The sequence below is a fragment of the Pantoea sp. EKM20T genome, assembly GCF_011800485.1.
GTDB classification, from domain to species: domain Bacteria; phylum Pseudomonadota; class Gammaproteobacteria; order Enterobacterales; family Enterobacteriaceae; genus Pantoea; species Pantoea agglomerans.
The window spans coordinates 68,675-87,706 of the sequence record NZ_JAALFW010000009.1 but is presented as its reverse complement, the minus strand read 5'-3'; the positions used below and the strand labels follow the sequence as shown (position 1 = coordinate 87,706).

At 57.0% G+C, this 19,032-nt stretch carries 17 protein-coding genes; 4 read left to right on the top strand and 13 right to left on the bottom strand.

The window, feature by feature from the left end; translation table 11 throughout:
* The first annotated feature begins 86 nt into the window (after positions 1-86).
* On the top strand, positions 87-1,271 hold the full coding sequence (gene hmpA / locus HFD94_RS16130; RefSeq protein ID WP_122889749.1) for an NO-inducible flavohemoprotein: 1,185 nt from the start codon (positions 87-89) through the stop codon (positions 1,269-1,271).
* A gap of 363 nt (positions 1,272-1,634) precedes the next feature.
* On the opposite strand, the gene glnB is transcribed toward hmpA, so the two are convergent.
* The 5 genes from glnB to purL form a co-directional block, all read right to left on the bottom strand.
* Entirely contained in the window at positions 1,635-1,973 is a 339-nt protein-coding gene (gene glnB, locus HFD94_RS16125; protein WP_003848647.1) for a nitrogen regulatory protein P-II, read from the bottom strand.
* 184 nt (positions 1,974-2,157) lie between these two features.
* Positions 2,158-3,492 carry a two-component system response regulator GlrR gene (gene glrR, locus HFD94_RS16120; protein WP_010257627.1) on the bottom strand — a complete coding sequence of 445 codons (1,335 nt, stop codon included), beginning with the start codon at positions 3,490-3,492 and terminating at the stop codon, positions 2,158-2,160.
* Entirely contained in the window at positions 3,492-4,160 is a 669-nt protein-coding gene (gene qseG / locus HFD94_RS16115) for a two-component system QseEF-associated lipoprotein QseG (RefSeq protein ID WP_033772428.1), read from the bottom strand. The genes glrR and qseG overlap by 1 nt, the downstream gene beginning before the upstream one ends.
* Before the next feature lie 3 nt (positions 4,161-4,163).
* The gene (locus HFD94_RS16110) at positions 4,164-5,591 is read right to left on the bottom strand and encodes a HAMP domain-containing sensor histidine kinase (RefSeq protein ID WP_122889750.1); all 1,428 of its coding nucleotides are present in this window, start codon (positions 5,589-5,591) and stop codon (positions 4,164-4,166) included.
* A gap of 579 nt (positions 5,592-6,170) precedes the next feature.
* Positions 6,171-10,058 carry a phosphoribosylformylglycinamidine synthase gene (purL, locus tag HFD94_RS16105; protein ID WP_122889751.1) on the bottom strand — a complete coding sequence of 1,296 codons (3,888 nt, stop codon included), beginning with the start codon at positions 10,056-10,058 and terminating at the stop codon, positions 6,171-6,173.
* Between the two features lie 267 nt (positions 10,059-10,325).
* Between purL and mltF the strand changes: the two genes are divergently transcribed.
* The gene (mltF, locus tag HFD94_RS16100; protein ID WP_033758659.1) at positions 10,326-11,792 is read left to right on the top strand and encodes a membrane-bound lytic murein transglycosylase MltF; all 1,467 of its coding nucleotides are present in this window, start codon (positions 10,326-10,328) and stop codon (positions 11,790-11,792) included.
* On the opposite strand, the gene tadA is transcribed toward mltF, so the two are convergent.
* Together tadA and yfhb are read right to left on the bottom strand one after the other, a co-directional pair.
* Positions 11,789-12,280 (bottom strand): tRNA adenosine(34) deaminase TadA, encoded by a 492-nt coding sequence (gene tadA / locus HFD94_RS16095; RefSeq protein ID WP_122889752.1) that lies wholly within the window; start codon positions 12,278-12,280, stop codon positions 11,789-11,791. The two genes, mltF and tadA, sit on opposite strands and share 4 nt — an antisense overlap.
* A 63-nt stretch (positions 12,281-12,343) precedes the next feature.
* A complete protein-coding gene (yfhb, locus tag HFD94_RS16090) occupies positions 12,344-12,982 on the bottom strand; it encodes a phosphatidylglycerophosphatase C (protein ID WP_010257641.1) in 639 nt (212 codons plus the stop codon).
* A gap of 154 nt (positions 12,983-13,136) precedes the next feature.
* Between yfhb and HFD94_RS16085 the strand changes: the two genes are divergently transcribed.
* Positions 13,137-13,976, top strand: a complete 840-nt coding sequence (locus HFD94_RS16085) for a MurR/RpiR family transcriptional regulator (protein WP_010257643.1) — start codon at positions 13,137-13,139, stop codon at positions 13,974-13,976.
* A gap of 55 nt (positions 13,977-14,031) precedes the next feature.
* Entirely contained in the window at positions 14,032-14,280 is a 249-nt protein-coding gene (locus HFD94_RS16080; RefSeq protein WP_031592510.1) for a YfhL family 4Fe-4S dicluster ferredoxin, read from the top strand.
* On the opposite strand, the gene acpS is transcribed toward HFD94_RS16080, so the two are convergent.
* The 6 genes from acpS to lepB all read right to left on the bottom strand — a co-directional run bounded on the left by acpS (position 14,277) and on the right by lepB (position 19,028).
* Positions 14,277-14,657 (bottom strand): holo-ACP synthase, encoded by a 381-nt coding sequence (acpS, locus tag HFD94_RS16075; protein ID WP_033758661.1) that lies wholly within the window; start codon positions 14,655-14,657, stop codon positions 14,277-14,279. The genes HFD94_RS16080 and acpS overlap by 4 nt on opposite strands.
* A complete protein-coding gene (pdxJ, locus tag HFD94_RS16070) occupies positions 14,657-15,388 on the bottom strand; it encodes a pyridoxine 5'-phosphate synthase (protein ID WP_010257647.1) in 732 nt (243 codons plus the stop codon). The genes acpS and pdxJ overlap by 1 nt, the downstream gene beginning before the upstream one ends.
* Positions 15,389-15,460: 72 nt before the next feature.
* Positions 15,461-16,189: a DNA repair protein RecO gene (gene recO / locus HFD94_RS16065; protein ID WP_010257651.1), complete on the bottom strand. Its 729-nt coding sequence runs from the start codon at positions 16,187-16,189 to the stop codon at positions 15,461-15,463.
* Between the two features lie 4 nt (positions 16,190-16,193).
* A complete protein-coding gene (era, locus tag HFD94_RS16060) occupies positions 16,194-17,099 on the bottom strand; it encodes a GTPase Era (protein ID WP_010257653.1) in 906 nt (301 codons plus the stop codon).
* 142 nt (positions 17,100-17,241) lie between these two features.
* On the bottom strand, positions 17,242-17,922 hold the full coding sequence (gene rnc, locus HFD94_RS16055; protein WP_167430204.1) for a ribonuclease III: 681 nt from the start codon (positions 17,920-17,922) through the stop codon (positions 17,242-17,244).
* Between the two features lie 131 nt (positions 17,923-18,053).
* Entirely contained in the window at positions 18,054-19,028 is a 975-nt protein-coding gene (lepB, locus tag HFD94_RS16050; protein ID WP_010257658.1) for a signal peptidase I, read from the bottom strand.
* Between the last annotated feature and the right edge of the window lie 4 nt (positions 19,029-19,032).

Genomic DNA, 19,032 nt, shown 5'->3' with positions numbered 1-19,032 from the left:
CGGGAAATTTATCGGGTTATTTACACCACAGGCGAGACGGCTATAAGATGCATTTAAAATACATCTTTAAATGAGAGGCCGCTTTTATGCTTGATGCACACACTATCGCCACGGTTAAATCGACCCTGCCTGCCATCGCCGCCTGTGGTCCTGCGCTTACCGCACACTTCTATGACCGCATGCTGTCGCACCATCCTGAACTCAAAAATGTTTTCAATATGAACAACCAGCGCAATGGCGATCAGCGTGAAGCGCTGTTCAACGCCATTTGCGCCTATGGCGCGAATCTGGAGAACCTGGCCGTCCTGCTGCCTGCGGTGGAAAAGATTGCACAGAAACATACCAGCCTGAATATTCAGCCTGCGCAATACGCCATCGTCGGTGAAAATCTGCTGGCAACCATTAAAGAGCTGCTGAATCCGGGTGAAGAGGCGCTGGCAGCCTGGGGCCGGGCCTATGGCGTACTGGCGGATGTGTTCATTAATCGCGAAGAGGAGATTTACCAGGCGACGGAGCAGCAAACCGGTGGCTGGCGCGGCACTCGTGCGTTTCGCATCAGTGCTATTGAGCAGCAGAGCGAGGTGATTAAAAGCTTTACCTTCAGTCCGGCAGATGGCGGCCCGGTAGCGGCCTTTAAACCGGGTCAGTATCTGACGGTGCATCTGCAGCCCGCCAGTTTCGAACATCACCAGATTCGTCAGTACTCGCTTACTCACCTCAGTAATGGCAAAGATTATCGGATTGCGGTGAAACGTGAAGCGCAGGGCACCGTCTCCGGCTGGCTGCATCAGAATGGCAAAGTGGGTGATGAGCTGATGCTGGCCGCACCGCATGGCGACTTCTTCCTTGAGGTCGATGCTTCAACTCCGGTGGCGCTGATTTCCGCGGGCGTGGGTCAGACGCCGATGCTGGCCATGCTGCATGCACTGGCGGCCCGCCAGCATCGCGCGCCGGTCAGCTGGCTGCACGCAGCAGAGAACGGCAAACAGCATGCATTTGGCCCGGAAGTGATGGCTACGGGCGCGCAGCTCACCGATTTCGTCAGTCAGGTCTGGTATCGCGATCCCGCCGCTGAAGATGCCGGTCGCTATGACGCGCAGGGTCTGATGGATATCACCGCGATCTCCGCACGTCTCGCCTCACCCGACACCCACTTCTACCTCTGCGGTCCGCTGCCCTTTATGCAGCATGTGGTGGCGCAACTGCGCGATGCCAGCGTGGCAGATACACGCATTCATTACGAACTTTTTGGACCTCATAAAGGCATGTGATTGAGCGATAAAAAAGCCCGCGCTGCGGGCTTAGATTACTGGCAAACCCGATCTAAATCTGACAGCAATGAATCAGCTAAAAGCGCAGGGAATGCTCTCACCGCTAACCGTACCAGATTGTAATCTGCCCAATGTGAGTCTTGCAGCAACGCATAAGCTCAAAGCGAAGGGAACACGGGCAGAAGAGGAAAGCGTCCCGCGCCAGGACGGCGCGGGCCGAGCGTGCCATGGATGGCGGGTTTTGCGTCTTTCCGATCTGACCGTGTTCTCAGAGCTGGCTCGATCTCAAAGCTATCCGTCCCAGGCTCCCCAGGCATAAAAAAAGCCCGCAGCGCGGGCTTTTTTATGCTGATAAAAAGACAATCAGATCGCCTCTTCATCCTCTTCGCCAGTACGGATGCGCACCACGCGCGCCACGTCGAAGACAAAGATTTTACCATCACCGATTTTGCCGGTCTGCGCAGTACGCATAATGGTCTCGACGCAGGTATCAACGATATCGTCGCCCACCACCATCTCGATTTTCACTTTAGGCAAAAAGTCGACCATATACTCTGCGCCGCGGTAAAGCTCGGTGTGCCCTTTCTGGCGGCCAAAACCTTTTACTTCACTCACGGTCATCCCGGTGATGCCGACTTCCGCTAAGGCTTCACGGACATCATCGAGTTTGAATGGTTTGATAATCGCATCAATCTTTTTCATGTCAGACCCTTTTTCACTCCCTCCATGGTCAGAGGGTTTATCAAGTATAAATGTTGCTGGCGCTGTCGGGCGGTAATATCCGGGATTCTTCAGGTTGCCGCAAGCGCTGCCAGATTATGCTGACCGCACCCATTCTGATTCGGGCCTGAGCAGGCAACCTGCCGGTATCACTCCGCAGCCTCCGCTACTCTTTGAAATCACTGGCATCCAGCTCATGACGAGACAGCAGCTTATAGAACTCCGTGCGGTTGCGTCCAGCCAGACGTGCGGCATTGGTCACATTGCCTTTGGTCATCTGCAACAGCTTACGCAGATAGTTCAGCTCAAACTGATTGCGCGCCTCAGCAAAGGTCGGCAAAGCGCTGTTCTCACCGCTTAACGCCTGCTCCACCAGCGCATCGCTGATGACCGGCGATGAACTCAGCGCCACACACTGCTCAATCACGTTAACCAGCTGACGCACATTGCCCGGCCAGCTGGCCGCCATCAACCGCTTCATCGCATCAACGGAAAAACTGCGGATCTGCGGTTTATGCCGTTCCGCCGCCTGACGCAACAGATGATTAGCCAGCAGCGGAATATCTTCAGTGCGCTGATGCAGCGCCGGAATCTTCAGGTTCACCACATTAAGACGATAGAAGAGATCCTCGCGAAACTCCTTTTTCTCCATCGCCTTCGGCAGATCGCGATGCGTGGCTGAAATAATGCGCACGTCAATCTCAATATCATGATCGCTGCCCAGCGGCCTGACCTTACGCTCCTGCAACACCCGCAGCAACTTAACCTGTAGCGGTTGCGGCATATCGCCAATCTCATCCAGGAACAGCGTGCCGCCACCTGCGGTTTTAAACAGACCGTCACGGGCACTGACTGCGCCGGTAAAGGCCCCTTTGGCATGCCCGAACAGCTCTGACTCCAGTAACTGCTCCGGCAGTGCGCCGCAGTTAATGGCGACAAAGGGCTTGCCGTTTCGCGGGCTGGCGGCGTGAATCGCCTGTGCCAGCATCTCTTTACCAGTACCGCTCTGCCCGTTAATCAGCACGCTGACGTCCGACTGCGCCACCATGTGCGCCTGCTCCAGCAGCCGCAACATCAGCGGGCTGCGGGTGACGATCGCTTCCCGCCAGCGGTCATCGCTGACCGGCGCCTGCTGAGCCAGTGCTTCATCGATCGCTTTGTAAAGCGCATCTTTATCCACCGGTTTAGTCAGGAAGCTGAAGACGCCCTGCTGCGTGGCGGAAACTGCGTCCGGGATTGAGCCGTGTGCCGTCAGGATAATCACTGGCAGACCGGTGTGGCGTTTCTGGATCTCGCCAAACAGCGCCAGACCATCCATCTCATCCATCCGCAGATCGCTGATCACCAGCTCGATTTTTTCTTTCTGCAGCAGACGCAACGCTTCGGGTCCGCTGGCCGCGGTGGTGACCTGATAACCTTCGCTGCGAAGACGCATGCCCAGCAGCTTCAGCAGGCTGGGATCGTCATCCACCAGCAGCAGTTTTGCCGCTTGTCTGACCATTATTGCTCCTCATCCTGCGGCAGCGCAGTGCCATGGCCGCTGTCAGACACATCCGGGGCTTTCCGTGATGAAAGCTGGCGCTCAATATCAGTAAGTCGCTCCAGCTTATGCTGCGTGTCGCTGAGCTGCTGCTGCTGTTTAACCATCTGCTGGCGTATCGCCTCCAGCTGGGTATCGCTGCTCTGTTGCAGATGAACATAACGGGTGCGCGCTTCACTCAGGTCGAGCTGCGCGGCCTGATTACTGCGCCACAACTGGAGCAGCGGACGCACAGACTGCGGGAAATCGCTGCTGTAGCGATCCAGGGTTTCAACATAGCGACGACGCTCCACTGGCGTCACGTTGCCGTTCGACATCAGCACGCCCTGCTTGAAAGCGCGCGACCAGCTCTCAACCGGCCAGCGGTGGGCTTCGGCTCGGGCCTCGGCAGGGGAAAGGCGTTCAGCGCAATCGATGGCCCGCATCCAGTAGAGAGGATTACTCAGTGCCGCACTATTCTCTATCGTCCACAGGTCATTGCAGCGGGTCGCCAGATAATCAGCCACGCTGACCTCGGGTTCCGCTACCTGATGGCCTGACGGCAGGGATGAGGTGGCCGGGGAGGTCGTACATCCGCTGAGCAGCAGCGTGGTCAGTGTGCTCAGCAGCAAAGCGGGTAAATATTTCATCAGTCAGACATTCCCGGCTGTGGTGTTCAGTTCAATTCGAAAACAGACGTCAGCCTGCTCGCAGGAGACCAGCGTCAGGTCGCCATGCATCCGGCGCAGGCAATCTTTGGCAATACTCAATCCCAGCCCGCTGCCTTTTACCGGCCCTTTGCGCTGCTGGCTACCCTGGAAAAAAGGTTCGAAAATCATTGCCTGCTCTTCCGGCGGGATCGGCGTGCCGCTGTTCGCGACATCAATCCAGACCCGATCGCCCTGCTGCTGACTGCGCAGCCAGATGGTACCGGATTCGCTGCCGTAGTTCACGGCGTTCGAATAGAGATTATCGATGACCCGCATCAGTAACATCGGTTCGGCAAGGCAGTGACTGACCTCCAGATCGACAACCGTCTGCATGAGTTTGGCGCGCGCCGAGAGTGCATGTGCATTCACCACCCCCTCCACAATTTCCGCTACGCTGACCGGTTCCAGCTGGATCGGGCCATCTGCCAGTTTACGGTTGTAATCAAGCAGCTGTTCAATCAGCCGCTGCAGATGACGGCTGCTGCCGTCGAGGATAGTGACCACCTCTTTTTGATCGGCGTTCAGCGACCCGGCTACCTCGTCCGCCAGCAGTTCGGTGCCTTCACGCAGGCTGGCCAGCGGCGTTTTCAGTTCGTGAGAAAGATGGCGCAGGAATTCATGGCGCTGCGATTCCAGCCACTGAAGCCGTTCGCTGAGCCAGACGATGCGCTGTCCCAGCGAGCGTAACTCGCGCGGGCCGCGAAATGTCACGCTGTTACCCAGTTCCCGGCCTTCGCCAAGCCGGTTGATCATCCGCTCAATACGCTTGACCGGCCCGATAATCATGCCGGTAAACAGCGTCATCAACGCCAGACTGATGATAAACAGAATCAGCGCCTGCCAGCCAAAAAACTGGCCGCGATCGGCAATTTCGCGCTGCAGCTGAAGGCCGCGCGAAAACACCACTTCGCGCGTGTCCTGCACCATTTGCGCATTGGTGGAAGAAAAACGATCCAGCGCCTCTGCGGCAGGCGTAACCGGATTGCCGTTTTCGCACTTTAACGGTGTCAGCAGCGGCAACGTCGCCTGTAAAGTCTGGAATGCGGGCAGTTCGGGCAGGCTGGCGCTGTGCGAACTCAGCATCTGGCTGTAGCGGGTGTGCTGGGTCTGATAAAGGCGCGCCAGCGAGGCATCATCCAGCACGCAGTACTGGCGATAGCTGCGCTCCAGCTCAACCGCCGTTCGCGCCATCGCCTCACTTCTGCGTACGTCGGTGAAGGTATTGCGGTTGGTATCCGCTGCCTGTTCACTTAATGCAGAGAGACTTTCCCACGCCTGCCAGGCCAGCACCAGCAACGGCAGCAGCACCAGTACAAATGCCATCAGCACCAGCTGACGCAGAGAACGGGGAAATAAACGCCATTTTTTCACGCAGCCGCTTCCTTAAGATTTGCTGTCTGGATGCTAACGGACTCTGTCAGCGGAAGAAAGGTGTCGGCGGAAGAAAGGGGAAGAAAAGAAAACGGCAGGCTCGATGGCCTGCCGCTGGCACGACGCGTGATGCATCGCGTAAAAATGGGTGGAGCCTTACTCAACGTTACGTCCGGTGTTTGATAACGCAAGCGATTATCGGTCAGTTGGACGGCAGGCTCCGTTTGGTGCGTCATTCGGGCTTTATGAGCTCTTCTCCGCTAAGCGGGGCAATCATAAACAGGTGAATGAGCAGCTGCATGAGTATAGCAAGTTCCATGCCAGAAAATAAATCATTATATTTTTCAGCAGCTTGAATAAGCTTACCGGACAACTGCTGCGCAAAATCTGATTACAGCAAGGGAAAACTGTCTCCGCTGAGCGACATAAAATCGCGCCGGATGAGCGTTCATTTAAAATCAACGAGATAGATGTCGCCAAAAAGAGACAGTGCGACATACTCATTGTCGCCATTTGCCAACAGAGCCACAAAAAAGAACAGGAGGCACACTGGCCTCCTGCTCTTTTCAGCGGATTACATTAACTCAGCTGTCTGCGCGCATTGCGGAAAATACGCATCCACGGGCTGTCTTCGCCCCACTCTGCCGGATGCCAGGAGTTGCTGACGGTGCGGAATACCCGCTCCGGATGCGGCATCATGATGGTGACGCGACCACTTTCGTTGGTCACGGCAGTGATGCCGTTTGGTGAGCCATTCGGGTTAGCCGGATAGGTTTCTGTTACCTTGCCGAAGTTATCGACATAACGCAGTGCCACCAGCCCTTTCGACTCCAGCGCCGCCAGATGCGAAGCATCACGCACTTCAACAAAGCCTTCACCGTGCGAAACGGCGATGGGCATATGCGAACCGGCCATGCCGTCCAGCAACAGCGATGGACTGGCGGCCACTTCTACCAGACTGAAACGCGCTTCAAAGCGCTCAGACTGGTTACGCACAAAGCGCGGCAAGAGGTCGCTGCCTGGGATCAGTTCACGCAGATTAGACATCATCTGGCAGCCGTTGCAGACGCCCAGCGCCAGGGTTTGCGGACGATGGAAGAAGGTTTCGAACTCGTCACGCACGCGCGGATTAAACAGAATCGATTTCGCCCAGCCCTCACCGGCACCCAGCACATCGCCATAGGAGAAGCCGCCACAGGCGACCAGTGCCTGGAACTCTTCCAGACCGCGACGTCCAGCCAGCAGATCGCTCATGTGAACGTCAATGGCGGTGAAACCTGCCCGATCAAAGGCGGCGGCCATCTCTACATGGGAGTTCACGCCCTGCTCACGCAGCACCGCCACCCTTGGACGTGCGCCAGTGGCGATCATCGGGGCAGCAACATCTTCCTGCGGATTAAAGGTCAGATTAACGTTCAGGCCAGGATCGCTGTCGTTTTTCTTCGCTTCATGCTCCTGATCGGCACACGCCGGGTTGTCGCGCAGACGCTGCATCTGCCAGGTGGTTTCCGCCCACCAGGTACGCAATGTGTTGCGGCTTTCACTGTAGACCGCGCTGTCACCAGAACGGATCACAAAGCGATCGCCCGGCTGCGCGCTGCCCAGCAGATGCGTCGAGTCGGCAAGGCCGTGATCCGCCAGGATCTGCTCAACCACGGCGCGATCGGCGGCGTTGATCTGAATCACCGCGCCCAGCTCCTCGGTAAACAGGGCGGCCAGCGCATCGTTACCCAGCGAGGCGATGTCAACGTCGATGCCGCAGTGACCAGCAAACGCCATCTCGGCCAGCGTCACCAGCAGACCACCGTCGGAGCGATCGTGATAAGCCAGCAGTTTCTGCTCAGCCACCAGCGCCTGGATGGCATTGAAGAAGCCCGCCAGCTGAGCGGCATCGCGCACGTCGGCAGGTTTGTCGCCAAGCTGACGGTAAACCTGCGACAGCGCGGTTGCGCCCAGCGTATTCGCGCCGTTGCCCAGATCGATCAGCAGCAGCAGGTTATCCTGATCGGCCTGCAGCTGTGGCGTGACGGTGCGACGGACATCTTCGACGCGGGCAAAAGCGGTAATTACCAGCGACAGCGGTGAGGTCATTTCGCGCTGTTCGCTGCCTTCCTGCCAGCGTGTTTTCATCGACATCGAATCTTTACCGACCGGGATGGTGATCCCCAGCGCCGGGCAAAGCTCCTCGCCGACTGCCTTCACCGCCGCATATAAACCGGCATCTTCACCCGGATGACCGGCTGCGGACATCCAGTTTGCGGAAAGCTTCACACGCTTCAGCGAACCAATATGGGTAGCCGCCAGGTTGGTCAGTGCTTCACCGACGGCCAGACGACCCGATGCCGCGAAGTCCAGCAGCGCAACCGGTGAACGTTCGCCCAGGGCAAACGCTTCGCCGTGATAGCTGTCGAGGCTGGCGGTTGTCACCGCACAGTTGGCAACCGGGATCTGCCACGGTCCCACCATCTGGTCGCGCGCAACCATGCCGGTCACGCTGCGGTCACCGATGGTGATCAGGAAGGTTTTTTCCGCCACGGCAGGCAGATGCAGCACGCGATTCACCGCATCGACCAGCGTAATGCCGTCACGCTGCAGGGCAGTACCCTGTGTCTGCTGCGTCACCACATCCCGCGTCATCTTCGGCGTTTTGCCCAGCAGGACATCAAGCGGCATGTCGATCGGCTTGTTACCGAAATGACTATCTTCCAGGCTCAGGTGCAGCTCTTCGGTGGCTTCACCAATGACCGCGAACGGTGCGCGTTCACGCTGGCAAATTGCCTCAAACTGCGCCAGCTGATCGGGTGCCACTGCCATCACATAACGTTCCTGTGATTCGTTACACCAGACCTCCAGCGGACTCATGCCTGGCTCATCACTCAGGATGTCACGCAGGTTAAACCGGCCGCCACGACCGCCATCGCTGACCAGCTCCGGCATCGCATTGGAGAGACCGCCAGCGCCCACGTCGTGGATAAACAGAATAGGGTTCTCATCGCCCAGTTGCCAGCAGCGGTCGATCACTTCCTGACAACGGCGCTCCATCTCCGGGTTATCACGCTGTACCGAGGCAAAGTCGAGATCGGCATCAGACTGACCCGAGGCCATCGATGACGCCGCGCCGCCGCCCAGGCCGATGTTCATTGCCGGACCGCCCAGCACCACCAGCTTCGCGCCTACGGTGATTTCACCTTTCTGCACGTGATCGGCACGGATATTCCCGATGCCGCCCGCCAGCATAATGGGCTTATGGTAGCCACGCAGCTCAGTGCCGTTGTGGCTGGTGACCTGCTCTTCATAGGTACGGAAGTAACCATTCAGAGCCGGACGACCAAATTCATTGTTAAATGCAGCGCCGCCCAGCGGGCCATCGGTCATAATTTCCAGCGCGCTGACGATGCGGGCCGGTTTGCCGAAGTCCTCTTCCCACGGCTGTTCAAAGCCAGGGATACGCAGGTTCGATACAGAGAAACCGACGAGGCCCGCTTTTGGCTTCGAACCCCTTCCGGTTGCGCCTTCATCACGGATTTCACCACCGGAACCGGTCGCAGCACCAGGCCACGGCGAGATGGCCGTTGGGTGGTTATGAGTTTCCACCTTCATCAGGATGTGTGCGGCTTCCTGATGCCAGCGGTATTCGCTCTCTCCGGCGTCAGCAAAGAAGCGGCCAACCTCTGAGCCTTCCATCACGGCGGCGTTATCTTTGTAAGCAGAGAGCACGTAGTCCGGCGTCTGCTCCATGGTGTTTTTGATCATCTTAAACAGCGACTTTGGCTGTTTCTCGCCGTCGATAATCCAGTCGGCGTTGAAGATCTTGTGACGACAGTGCTCAGAGTTCGCCTGCGCAAACATATAGAGTTCAATGTCGTTGGGATTGCGGCCCAGTGCGGTAAACGCCGCCACCAGATAGTCGATTTCATCGTCAGCCAGCGCCAGACCCAGTGAGATATTCGCCTGAACCAGCGCCTGACGGCCCTCACCCAGCAGATCGACACTTTTCACCGGCTGTGGCGTGTGATGCGCGAACAGCTGTTCAGCCTGCGCCAGATCGCCGAAGACCGTTTCCATCATCCGATCGTGCAGCAGTGTGCCCAGCGTTTGCCACTGCGCTTCCGTCAGTTGTGGGGCCTGTACATAAAAGGCCAGGCCGCGCTCCAGGCGACGTACCTGCGGCAGACCGCAGTTGTGGGCAATGTCAGTGGCTTTGGATGACCAGGGCGAAATGGTGCCGGGACGAGGCGTCACCAGCAGCAGACGCCCCTGTGGGGCATGTTCAGCGAGAGAGGGACCATATTTCAGCAGGCGCTGCAGACGGCTCTGTTCGTCAGCGCTTAAGGGCGTGCTGACATCAGCAAAATGGATGTACTCAGCGTAAATATCACTCACCGGCAGATGAGCGTCCTGAAAGCGGGTCAGCAGTTTGTTTACACGAAATGCCGACAGGGCGGGCGAACCACGCAGAATTTCCATTAATAAATCTCTCGTCAGGGCGCCGGGCGACGCTTCATTGGGCGCAACAGGGAAAACGGGGCGTATTATAGAGAAAGCGACCTCGCGACGAAACCGTTTGCGCACAATTTTTGGCGACCCGGATTTGCCTGAATTTTGCGCAAAAGCTGCTATAAAAGTTGCTCAGCGTGATTTTGTTGCGCAAAATGCCCCTCGCTCTGGGAGTTCAAAGAAGACAAATACTGCCTTTAAAAGACAGAGGCCTTAGAGCCAGCGAGAGATAACTATTTGAAACGCCTAAAATTTAATTATCTGTTTATCGGTCTGGTTGCCGTGCTGTTAGCGTTAGCGCTATGGCCATCCATTCCCTGGTATGGGGGTGGGCAGGACCAGATTTCACAGATTAAATCACGGGGAGTACTGCGTGTCAGTACCATCAATTCCCCGTTGACTTACTACACAGTGAACCAATCTCCGGCCGGTATGGATTATGAGCTGGCAAAACGCTTCGCCGATTATCTGGGCGTCAAACTCAAGGTGACAGTACGTCCCAACCTGAGCGATCTGTTTGACGATTTAGATGATGGCAAAGCCGATTTGCTGGCCGCGGGTCTGAACTACAACAGCGAACGCCTGACCCGCTATCAGACCGGGCCAGGCTACTACAACGTTTCGCAGCAGCTGGTCTATCGCGTCGATAAGCCACGCCCTAAAAACCTCGGTGACTTAAAGGGGCGGCTGACTGTTGCGTCTGGATCGGCGTATCTGTCAACGCTGAAGAGCGCGCGGTCAAATCAGTACCCCGATCTGGACTGGGCGATCTCCACCGATCAAAGTCCTAAAGCCCTGCTGGAAGCGGTGGCAGACGGCAAGCTCGACTATACGATTGGCGACTCCGTGACCATCGCTCTGCTGCAGCGCATCTATCCGCAGCTGGCGGTGGCGTTTGACGTCACTGATGAAGAGCCGGTCACCTGGTATGTGCGGCACAGCGATGACGACAGCCTGAATGCCGCGATGCTCGACTTCTTTAACGGTATGGGTGAAGAAGGGGCGATGGCGCGACTGGAGGAGAAATATCTCGGCCACGTCGGCACCTTTGATTATGTCGATACCCGCACTTTCCTGCGCGCCATCGATAACACGCTGCCTGACATCAAACCGCTGTTTGAGAAGTACGCCACCAGCATTGACTGGCGACTGCTGGCGGCAATCTCCTATCAGGAGTCGCACTGGAACCCGCAGGCCACCTCCCCTACCGGCGTGCGCGGCATGATGATGCTGACCCGTAACACCGCTGAGAGCCTGGATGTGGGCGACCGGACCGATCCCGAACAGAGCATTCGCGGCGGCAGTCAGTATTTGCAGGATATGATGGCGAAGGTGCCGCAGACCATCCCGGAAGATGAGCGCATCTGGTTTGCGCTGGCGGCCTATAACATGGGCTATGCCCATATGCTGGATGTCCGTAAACTCACTGCCCGCCAGGGAGGTAATCCGGATAGCTGGGCGGATGTGAAGCTGCGTCTGCCCATGCTGAGTCAGAAGCGTTACTACACCCAGACAGCTTATGGCTATGCCCGTGGGCATGAAGCCTATAACTATGTGGAGAACATCCGCAAATATCAGTTAAGCCTGGTGGGTTATCTGCAGGAGCAGGAAAAACGCCTGGCGCAGCAGGCTGAAGCACAACAAGCACAGGCCGAACTGGCCAAAGGCTATCCGGCGGTCGAACCAAAGATCGCCATGAATTAATCCTGGCGTTGCGCCTGACGCAGCGCTTTTTTCTGCTCGCGACGCATACGGAAGAAGTCGCTCAGCATAGCGGCACACTCTTCAGCCAGCACGCCGCTCTGTAATTCAACCTGATGATTCATGCCGGGGTGCCCCAGCACATCGAGCAGCGATCCTGCCGCTCCACTTTTGATATCGTGCGCCCCGAAGACCAGCCGGCTGATGCGGCTGTGAACCATGGCGCCGGCGCACATCACGCACGGCTCCAGCGTCACGTAGAGCGTGGTGTCCAGCAGACGATAATTTTCCAGTACTTTACCGCCCTGCCGCAACGCCATAATCTCCGCATGCGCCGTCGGATCGTGCTGGCCGATGGGCCGGTTCCAGCCTTCACCGATCACCCGATCATTCTGAACCAGCACCGCACCCACCGGCACTTCGCCCTGCTCCCAGGCCCGGCGCGCCAGGTCAAGCGCATGGCGCATCCAGTATTCATCTTGTTGTTTCATGCTGACCACTCCGGGCGACAGAAAAGCGGCGCATTATAGCGGTCTCACCGATCCTTTAGAAACTTATTCCAGCTGTTGCAGCTCACCTGCGGGTGTTACGCGCCAGCGATGCTGACAGAAAAACAGCAGCGGGTTGTCCTGTTTGCTGTCGCTATAGCCACTGTAGAGCTGTAGCGGCGTGCCGATTTTCTCTTCCAGCTGTGCCACTTTCTCATGACCGAGGCAGCGCATTGCCAGTACCCGCCCGCCCCAGCCGCGCTGCATCTGACTGGCAATCAGCTTCACGCGTGGCAGAAACGCGGAGTCGTAATAGACCTGCTCCACCAGAGACTGTGGCGATCCGGTGATGAGCCAGACGTCAGCATCATCACTGCCGAGGTAATCGGTCAGGCGCTGCTGAACCACCGGAAAGGCTTTAACGCGCAGGCGGAACCACTGCGCAAATTCGGCTTCGAGTTGCAGCAGCGTCCGCTCAGAACGGCCAAAAGTAATAGACCAGAGCAGCAGGCTCATGGGCCAGCGTGCCGCCCGGCCTTTAAACAGCAAGCCGATACCTACTACCGGCAATAACGGCACCACCAGCAGCAGATTAAGCGGTCGGCGACGCAGCAGATAGCGCATAAAAGTGCCGAACATGTCCTGCTGGTGCAAAGTGCCATCCAGGTCAAAAAATACGACGCGACGTTGTGTTCCCCTGGTCAAACAACTCTCCTTCAGGCTGATTCTGGAATGATAAAGAGTAGTGTAGCCATCATCAGGCGCTACGGCGATGACTGTCATTTTTAATTCCGATGACTACAATGCCTGATGAATAGTTTATTCTTCACAGATTATCCCTGAATTACGAGGATTGGGCATGAGTTCATTGCTGCGCATTCGCCAGCTTTATCCACGTCTGGCATTGAACGAGCGTCGGCTGGCTGATTTTTTACTGTCGCAACCCGATCGGGCGCGCCACCTGAGTTCGCAAAAGCTGGCGGAAGAGTCTGGCGTCAGCCAGTCGAGCGTGGTGAAGTTTGCTCAGAAACTGGGATACAAAGGTTTTCCGGCGCTTAAGCTGGCCCTGAGTGAATCACTGGCGGACAAAGATGCCATTACCGTGCATAACCATATCCTCAGCGACGATCCCCTTAAAATGGTGGGTGAGAAGCTGCTGACGGAGAAACTCTCGGCGATCCGCGCCACGCTGGATATCAACAGTGAAGAGAAGCTCAACGATGTGTTGCAGCTGCTGAAAAATGCCCGGCGTATTTTACTGGTGGGCATCGGCGCTTCGGGTCTGGTGGCGAAGGACTTCTCCTGGAAGCTGATGAAGATCGGCATCAATGCGGTGGCAGAGCAGGATATGCACGCCCTGCTGGCCAGCGTGCAGGCGATGGGGCCCGGCGATGTGCTGCTCGCCATCTCTTACACCGGTGAACGGCGGGAGATCAATCTGGCCGCGCAGGAGGCGGTTCAGGTAGGCGCCGATGTGGTGGCGTTTACCGGTTTTACGCCGAATACGCTGCAGCAGAGCGCCAGTTACTGTCTCTATACGGTGGCGGAAGAGCAGAGTACCCGCAGCGCGGCCATCTCCTCGACCACGGCGCAGCTGGCACTGACCGATCTGCTGTTTATGGCACTGGTGCAAAACGATCCGGAACGCGCGTCCAGTCATATTCGCCACAGCGAAGCGCTGGTGAAAAAGCTGGTCTGATCAGCGGCAGCGCGTATAATACCCGCGCTTTTTCTGTTGTTATCAGGTGGGTAAAATGGCGCTGTTGATTACGTCCAGATGCATTAACTGCGATATGTGTGAACCGGAGTGCCCGAACCAGGCCATTTCACTGGGCGATGCGATCTATGAGATTGATGTCAGCCGCTGCACGGAATGCGTCGGGCACTATGAGACGCCAACCTGTCAGCAGGTATGCCCCATCGACAACACCATCATCATTGACCCACAGCACACCGAATCACGTGATGTACTGTGGGAGAAGTTCGTGCTGCTGCACGGCTAGCTTTCAATGATCACCGTGGCGCAGGCGTAGTGACGCTCATCGGCCAGCGTCACGTGAACGTGTTTAACGCCCAGCCTCTCTGCCACTTCAGCGGCATGCTGAAAGAAGCGTAATCCCGGTTTCCCCAGCGCATCGTTATAAACTTCAAACTGATTAAACGCCAGACCACCGCGAATGCCGGTGCCAAAGGCTTTTGCTGCCGCCTCTTTTACCGCAAAGCGTTTAGAGAGAAAGCGCACCGGCTGCTTGTGCGACTGATATTGCTGCCATTCGGCTTCGCTCAGCACCCGCCGCGCCAGCCGGTCGCCGGAGCGCTCTATCACCCCGGCGATACGTTCAATCTCAACGATGTCCGTACCCAGTCCCAGAATAGCCATCAGCGACGGGCTTCACGCAGCAGCTGCTTCATCTCTTTCACCGCATCCGGCAGGCCACTCATCACCGCGCGGCCAATAATCGCATGGCCGATATTCAGCTCATGCATTTCCGGCAGCGCCGCAATCGGCAGCACGTTGTGGTAGGTCAGACCGTGACCGGCATTGACCTTCAGTCCCAGGCTGGCGGCAAAGGTCGCGGCGTGACGGATACGCGCCAGCTCCGCGTCACGCGCCAGTCCCTCTGGTGCTTCGGCGTAAGCGCCGGTATGAATTTCGATGTAAGGCGCGCCGCTGGCCACGGCCGCTTCAATCTGACGGTGATCGGCATCGATAAACAGCGAAACCAGAATGCCTGCGTCACTCAGCAGTCGTACGGCCGCGTTCATCTTCTCCTGCTGCCCCGCCACATCCAGCCCGCCTTCAGTGGTCACTTCCTGACGCTTTTCCGGCACCAGACAGCAGAAATGGGGCTGGATATCACAGGCGATGCCGATCATCTCATCGGTGACCGCCATCTCCAGATTCATCCGCGTCTGGATGGTGTCACGCAGGATACGCACGTCGCGGTCAGTGATGTGACGGCGATCTTCGCGCAGGTGCACGGTAATGCCGTCTGCGCCCGCCTGCTCGGCGATAAACGCCGCCTGCACCGGATCGGGATAGTTTGTCCCACGGGCGTTACGCACCGTGGCAATGTGATCGATATTGACGCCTAACAGCAACTCAGCCATGACCGTCCTCACTTCTTTTTCATCGTGATGTTGAGTGTACCGCGCAAAGTGAAACAGGCGGTACGACCCGCGCTATTCTTCTGCCTGTTCAGGCTTTTTCTTCGGGATAAACTGGCGGAACAGCTCCTGACTCTTCAGCGGCTTGCCACCAAGATAGGGCTTCAGGGCGATGCGGGTAAACCGCTTCGCGGCGCGCAGAGTGTCGGCATCGGGAAACTCTCGCTCGCACAGGGCGCGCAATTCGCGGCCGGTAAAGCTGCGCTGATTGACCACCAGGCTGGCAATAAAGCCGCGCTCTTCGCGGTAGCTGTACGTCATGTTGTCGCTGACCGGCTCGCCGCTACCGGCGCAGTGCAGGAAGTCGACGCCATAACCCAGGTGACCTAGCAACGCCAGTTCAAAACGCCGCAGTGCCGGTTCGGGCTTGCCGTGCGTTGAGGCTAATGCCTGAAGGCAGTTGAGATAGTCGAAGAAGAGTTCTGAGAAGGGGAATTCCTGCTGCAATACGCGAGAGACCAGCTCATTAACGTAGAGACCGCAGTAGAGCGTGATGCCGCTGAGCGGTAAGGCCAGGGACACCGCTTCGGCATTGCGCAGAGTTTTGACTTCCCCGCGCCCGCTCCAGCGAACCAGCAGCGGGGTAAAAGGCTGTAACGCCCCCTTCAGCTGCGAGCGCCGCGAACGTGCGCCCTTGGCCAGAACCCGCACCCGCCCTTCGCTTTCGCTGAACAGGTCGAGCAGCAGACTGGTTTCGCTGAAGGGGCGACTATGCAGCACAAAGGCGCGTTGCCAGCCTTCCATTGAATCAGAGATCGTCTGTATAACCCAGGCTGCGCAGCGCACGTTCGTCATCTGCCCAGCCGGATTTCACTTTCACCCACAGTTCGAGATGCACTTTCGCTTCGAACATCTCTTCCATGTCTCTGCGCGCTTCTGTTCCGATGACTTTGATTTTGGCGCCTTTGTTGCCAATCACCATCTTCTTCTGCCCTTCGCGCTCAACCAGAATCAGACCGTGTATATCGTAACCGCCACGTTCGTTGGTCACGAAGCGCTCGATCTCAACCGTAACGGAGTAAGGCAGTTCAGCCCCCAGGAAGCGCATCAGTTTTTCACGGATCATCTCTGACGCCATGAAACGCTGTGAGCGGTCGGTGATGTAATCTTCCGGGAAGTGATGATCGGCCTGCGGCAGATGCTTGCGGGTAATCGCCGCAATGGTATCGACGTTTTTGCCGCTTTCAGCGGAAATAGGCACGATATCGAGGAAGTTCATCTGCTGGCTCAGGAACTGCAGATGCGGCAGCAGAATGCTTTTATCCTGGATGTTATCGACCTTATTGATCGCCAGCACCACCGGCACTTTATTGTCGCGCAGTTTGCCCAACACCATCTCATCATCGGGCGTCCAGCGGGTGCCTTCAACCACGAAAATCACCAGTTCAACGTCGCCAATGGAACTGCTGGCTGCGCGGTTCATCAGACGGTTAATGGCGCGCTTCTCTTCCATGTGCAGACCTGGGGTATCGACGTAGATCGCCTGATATTCGCCTTCGGTATGAATGCCCATGATGCGGTGGCGCGTGGTTTGCGGCTTACGCGAGGTGATCGACACCTTCTGCCCCAGCAACTGGTTCAGTAAGGTGGATTTACCGACGTTTGGTCGGCCAACAATCGCGACAAAGCCGCAATAAGTAACGTTTTCGCTCATTCGAGTCCTGAATTGTTCAGCGCCTGATGCGGCGCCGAAAGAGTGCTATTTGAGTCATGTGTCATTCAGCGTCTTCTGACGCCGGGATAGAGTGTCAGGTTAATGGTTCAGTGCCGGTTCCGGCACTGTCACCCCGACAGATCTATTCAAGACCTAATTTTATCAGTGCCTGTTCAGCCGCTGCCTGCTCGGCTTTACGACGGCTGGAGCCGACGCCGACAACCGGCTCGGCCATGCCACTCACCTGACAGTGAATGGTGAATTCCTGATCGTGGGCTTCGCCACGTACCTGTACCACCAGATAACTTGGCAGCGGCAGATGACGTCCCTGCAGATACTCCTGCAGGCGCGTTTTCGGATCTTTTTGTTTGTCGCCAGGACTGATTTCGTCGAGGCGGCTCTGATACCAGTCGAGGATCAGCTGCTCTACCCGCTCGATACTGCTGTCGAGGAAGATACCGCCAATCAGCGCTTCCACCGTATCCGCAAGGATCGATTCACGACGGAAACCGCCGCTTTTCAGCTCACCGGGTCCCAGGCGCAGGCACTCGCCAAGATCAAATTCGCGTGCCATTTCAGCCAGGGTATTGCCCCGCACCAGCGTGGCGCGCATGCGGCTCATGTCACCTTCATCAACCCGCGGAAAGCGGTGATAAAGGGCATTAGCAATCACATAGCTAAGAATAGAATCGCCAAGAAATTCCAGGCGTTCGTTGTGCTTACTGCTGGCGCTGCGGTGAGTCAGGGCCTGCTGTAACAGTTCCGAATGAGTAAAAGTGTAGCCCAGTTTGCGCTGAAGCTTGTTAATCAGGATGGGGTTCATGCGATTCCAGTTCTTTGTTGCGTCTGTGACTCTGCATACCAAACGGGGCTGGTAATCCAACACGTTCCGTTTGGTGTGCAGTGGCCTCCCTGAGGAGGCCACCCGATTTGCCTGTTAATCAGACAATAATGTTAGTGGATACCACCGATGCGACTGAATCGCACGCCGGTTGGCCACTGGCCTTCTTGTTTCTCAAAGCTCATCCAGATAGCGACCGCTTTACCGACCAGATTACGCTCCGGGACAAAGCCCCAGTAGCGGCTGTCGGCGCTGTTATCACGGTTGTCGCCCATCATGAAGTATTGCCCTTTCGGCACGACCCAGCTCGCCTGCGGCTGACCCGGCTGCTGATAATACATGCCTGCCTGACTCTGCGCTTCGTTTACCAGCAGAATGTCATGCGTCACGTTACCGATTGTCTCTTTGCGGGTTCCCAGGCGCAAACCACCGCGCAGGGTATCGCCCTGCGGCACCTGATAAAAACCGTTGCCGGTTTCGTTGCCATCAAAGCCGCTAAAGGTCTGAACAAAGTTGCTTGGCTCAACGTCGGTGTAAGTCACCGCTAACGCTGTGTCACAGGCTTTATCATCGGAGCAGGTCGGTTTCACCGTCAGCGTTTTGCTGTAAGGATCATAAATGACTTTGTCGCCCGGCAGGCCGATAACGCGCTTAATGTAATCCAGGCTCGGATCTTTTGGGTATTTAAATACCGCGATATCGCCGCGCTTCGGCTGACCGGTTGGGATCAGCGTCGTCTGGGTGATCGGATCCTTGATGCCGTAAGCAAACTTCTCCACCAGGATAAAATCACCAATCAGCAGCGTCGGCATCATCGAGCCAGAGGGAATCTGGAACGGTTCGTAGATAAACGAACGCACGATGAAAACCACGGCCAGCACCGGGAACACAGATGCGGTGGTTTCAACCCAGCCTGGCTTTGCAGCGACCTTCGCCAGCGTTTTGCTGTCGAGCGCGTTACCGGTCTGGGCCTGAGCCTCAGCCTGTTTCGCGCGACGCGCGGGTGCCCATTTAAAACGATCAATTACCCATACGATGCCAGTAATCAGCGTCGCTATCGCCAGAATCAGGGCGAACATATTAGCCATTGGA

What these genes read in the sequence shown, in the direction of transcription:
- HFD94_RS16085 (WP_010257643.1), top strand. Translation starts at nt 13,137, where the DNA reads ATGAGTTCATTGCTGCGCATTCGCCAGCTTTATCCACGTCTGGCATTG.
- pdxJ (WP_010257647.1), bottom strand. Translation starts at nt 15,388, where the DNA reads ATGGCTGAGTTGCTGTTAGGCGTCAATATCGATCACATTGCCACGGTG.
- era (WP_010257653.1), bottom strand. Translation starts at nt 17,099, where the DNA reads ATGAGCGAAAACGTTACTTATTGCGGCTTTGTCGCGATTGTTGGCCGA.
- qseG (WP_033772428.1), bottom strand. Translation starts at nt 4,160, where the DNA reads ATGAAATATTTACCCGCTTTGCTGCTGAGCACACTGACCACGCTGCTG.
- hmpA (WP_122889749.1), top strand. Translation starts at nt 87, where the DNA reads ATGCTTGATGCACACACTATCGCCACGGTTAAATCGACCCTGCCTGCC.
- glrR (WP_010257627.1), bottom strand. Translation starts at nt 3,492, where the DNA reads ATGGTCAGACAAGCGGCAAAACTGCTGCTGGTGGATGACGATCCCAGC.
- purL (WP_122889751.1), bottom strand. Translation starts at nt 10,058, where the DNA reads ATGGAAATTCTGCGTGGTTCGCCCGCCCTGTCGGCATTTCGTGTAAAC.
- rnc (WP_167430204.1), bottom strand. Translation starts at nt 17,922, where the DNA reads ATGAACCCCATCCTGATTAACAAGCTTCAGCGCAAACTGGGCTACACT.
- glnB (WP_003848647.1), bottom strand. Translation starts at nt 1,973, where the DNA reads ATGAAAAAGATTGATGCGATTATCAAACCATTCAAACTCGATGATGTC.
- tadA (WP_122889752.1), bottom strand. Translation starts at nt 12,280, where the DNA reads ATGAAACAACAAGATGAATACTGGATGCGCCATGCGCTTGACCTGGCG.
- HFD94_RS16080 (WP_031592510.1), top strand. Translation starts at nt 14,032, where the DNA reads ATGGCGCTGTTGATTACGTCCAGATGCATTAACTGCGATATGTGTGAA.
- lepB (WP_010257658.1), bottom strand. Translation starts at nt 19,028, where the DNA reads ATGGCTAATATGTTCGCCCTGATTCTGGCGATAGCGACGCTGATTACT.
- acpS (WP_033758661.1), bottom strand. Translation starts at nt 14,657, where the DNA reads ATGGCTATTCTGGGACTGGGTACGGACATCGTTGAGATTGAACGTATC.
- recO (WP_010257651.1), bottom strand. Translation starts at nt 16,189, where the DNA reads ATGGAAGGCTGGCAACGCGCCTTTGTGCTGCATAGTCGCCCCTTCAGC.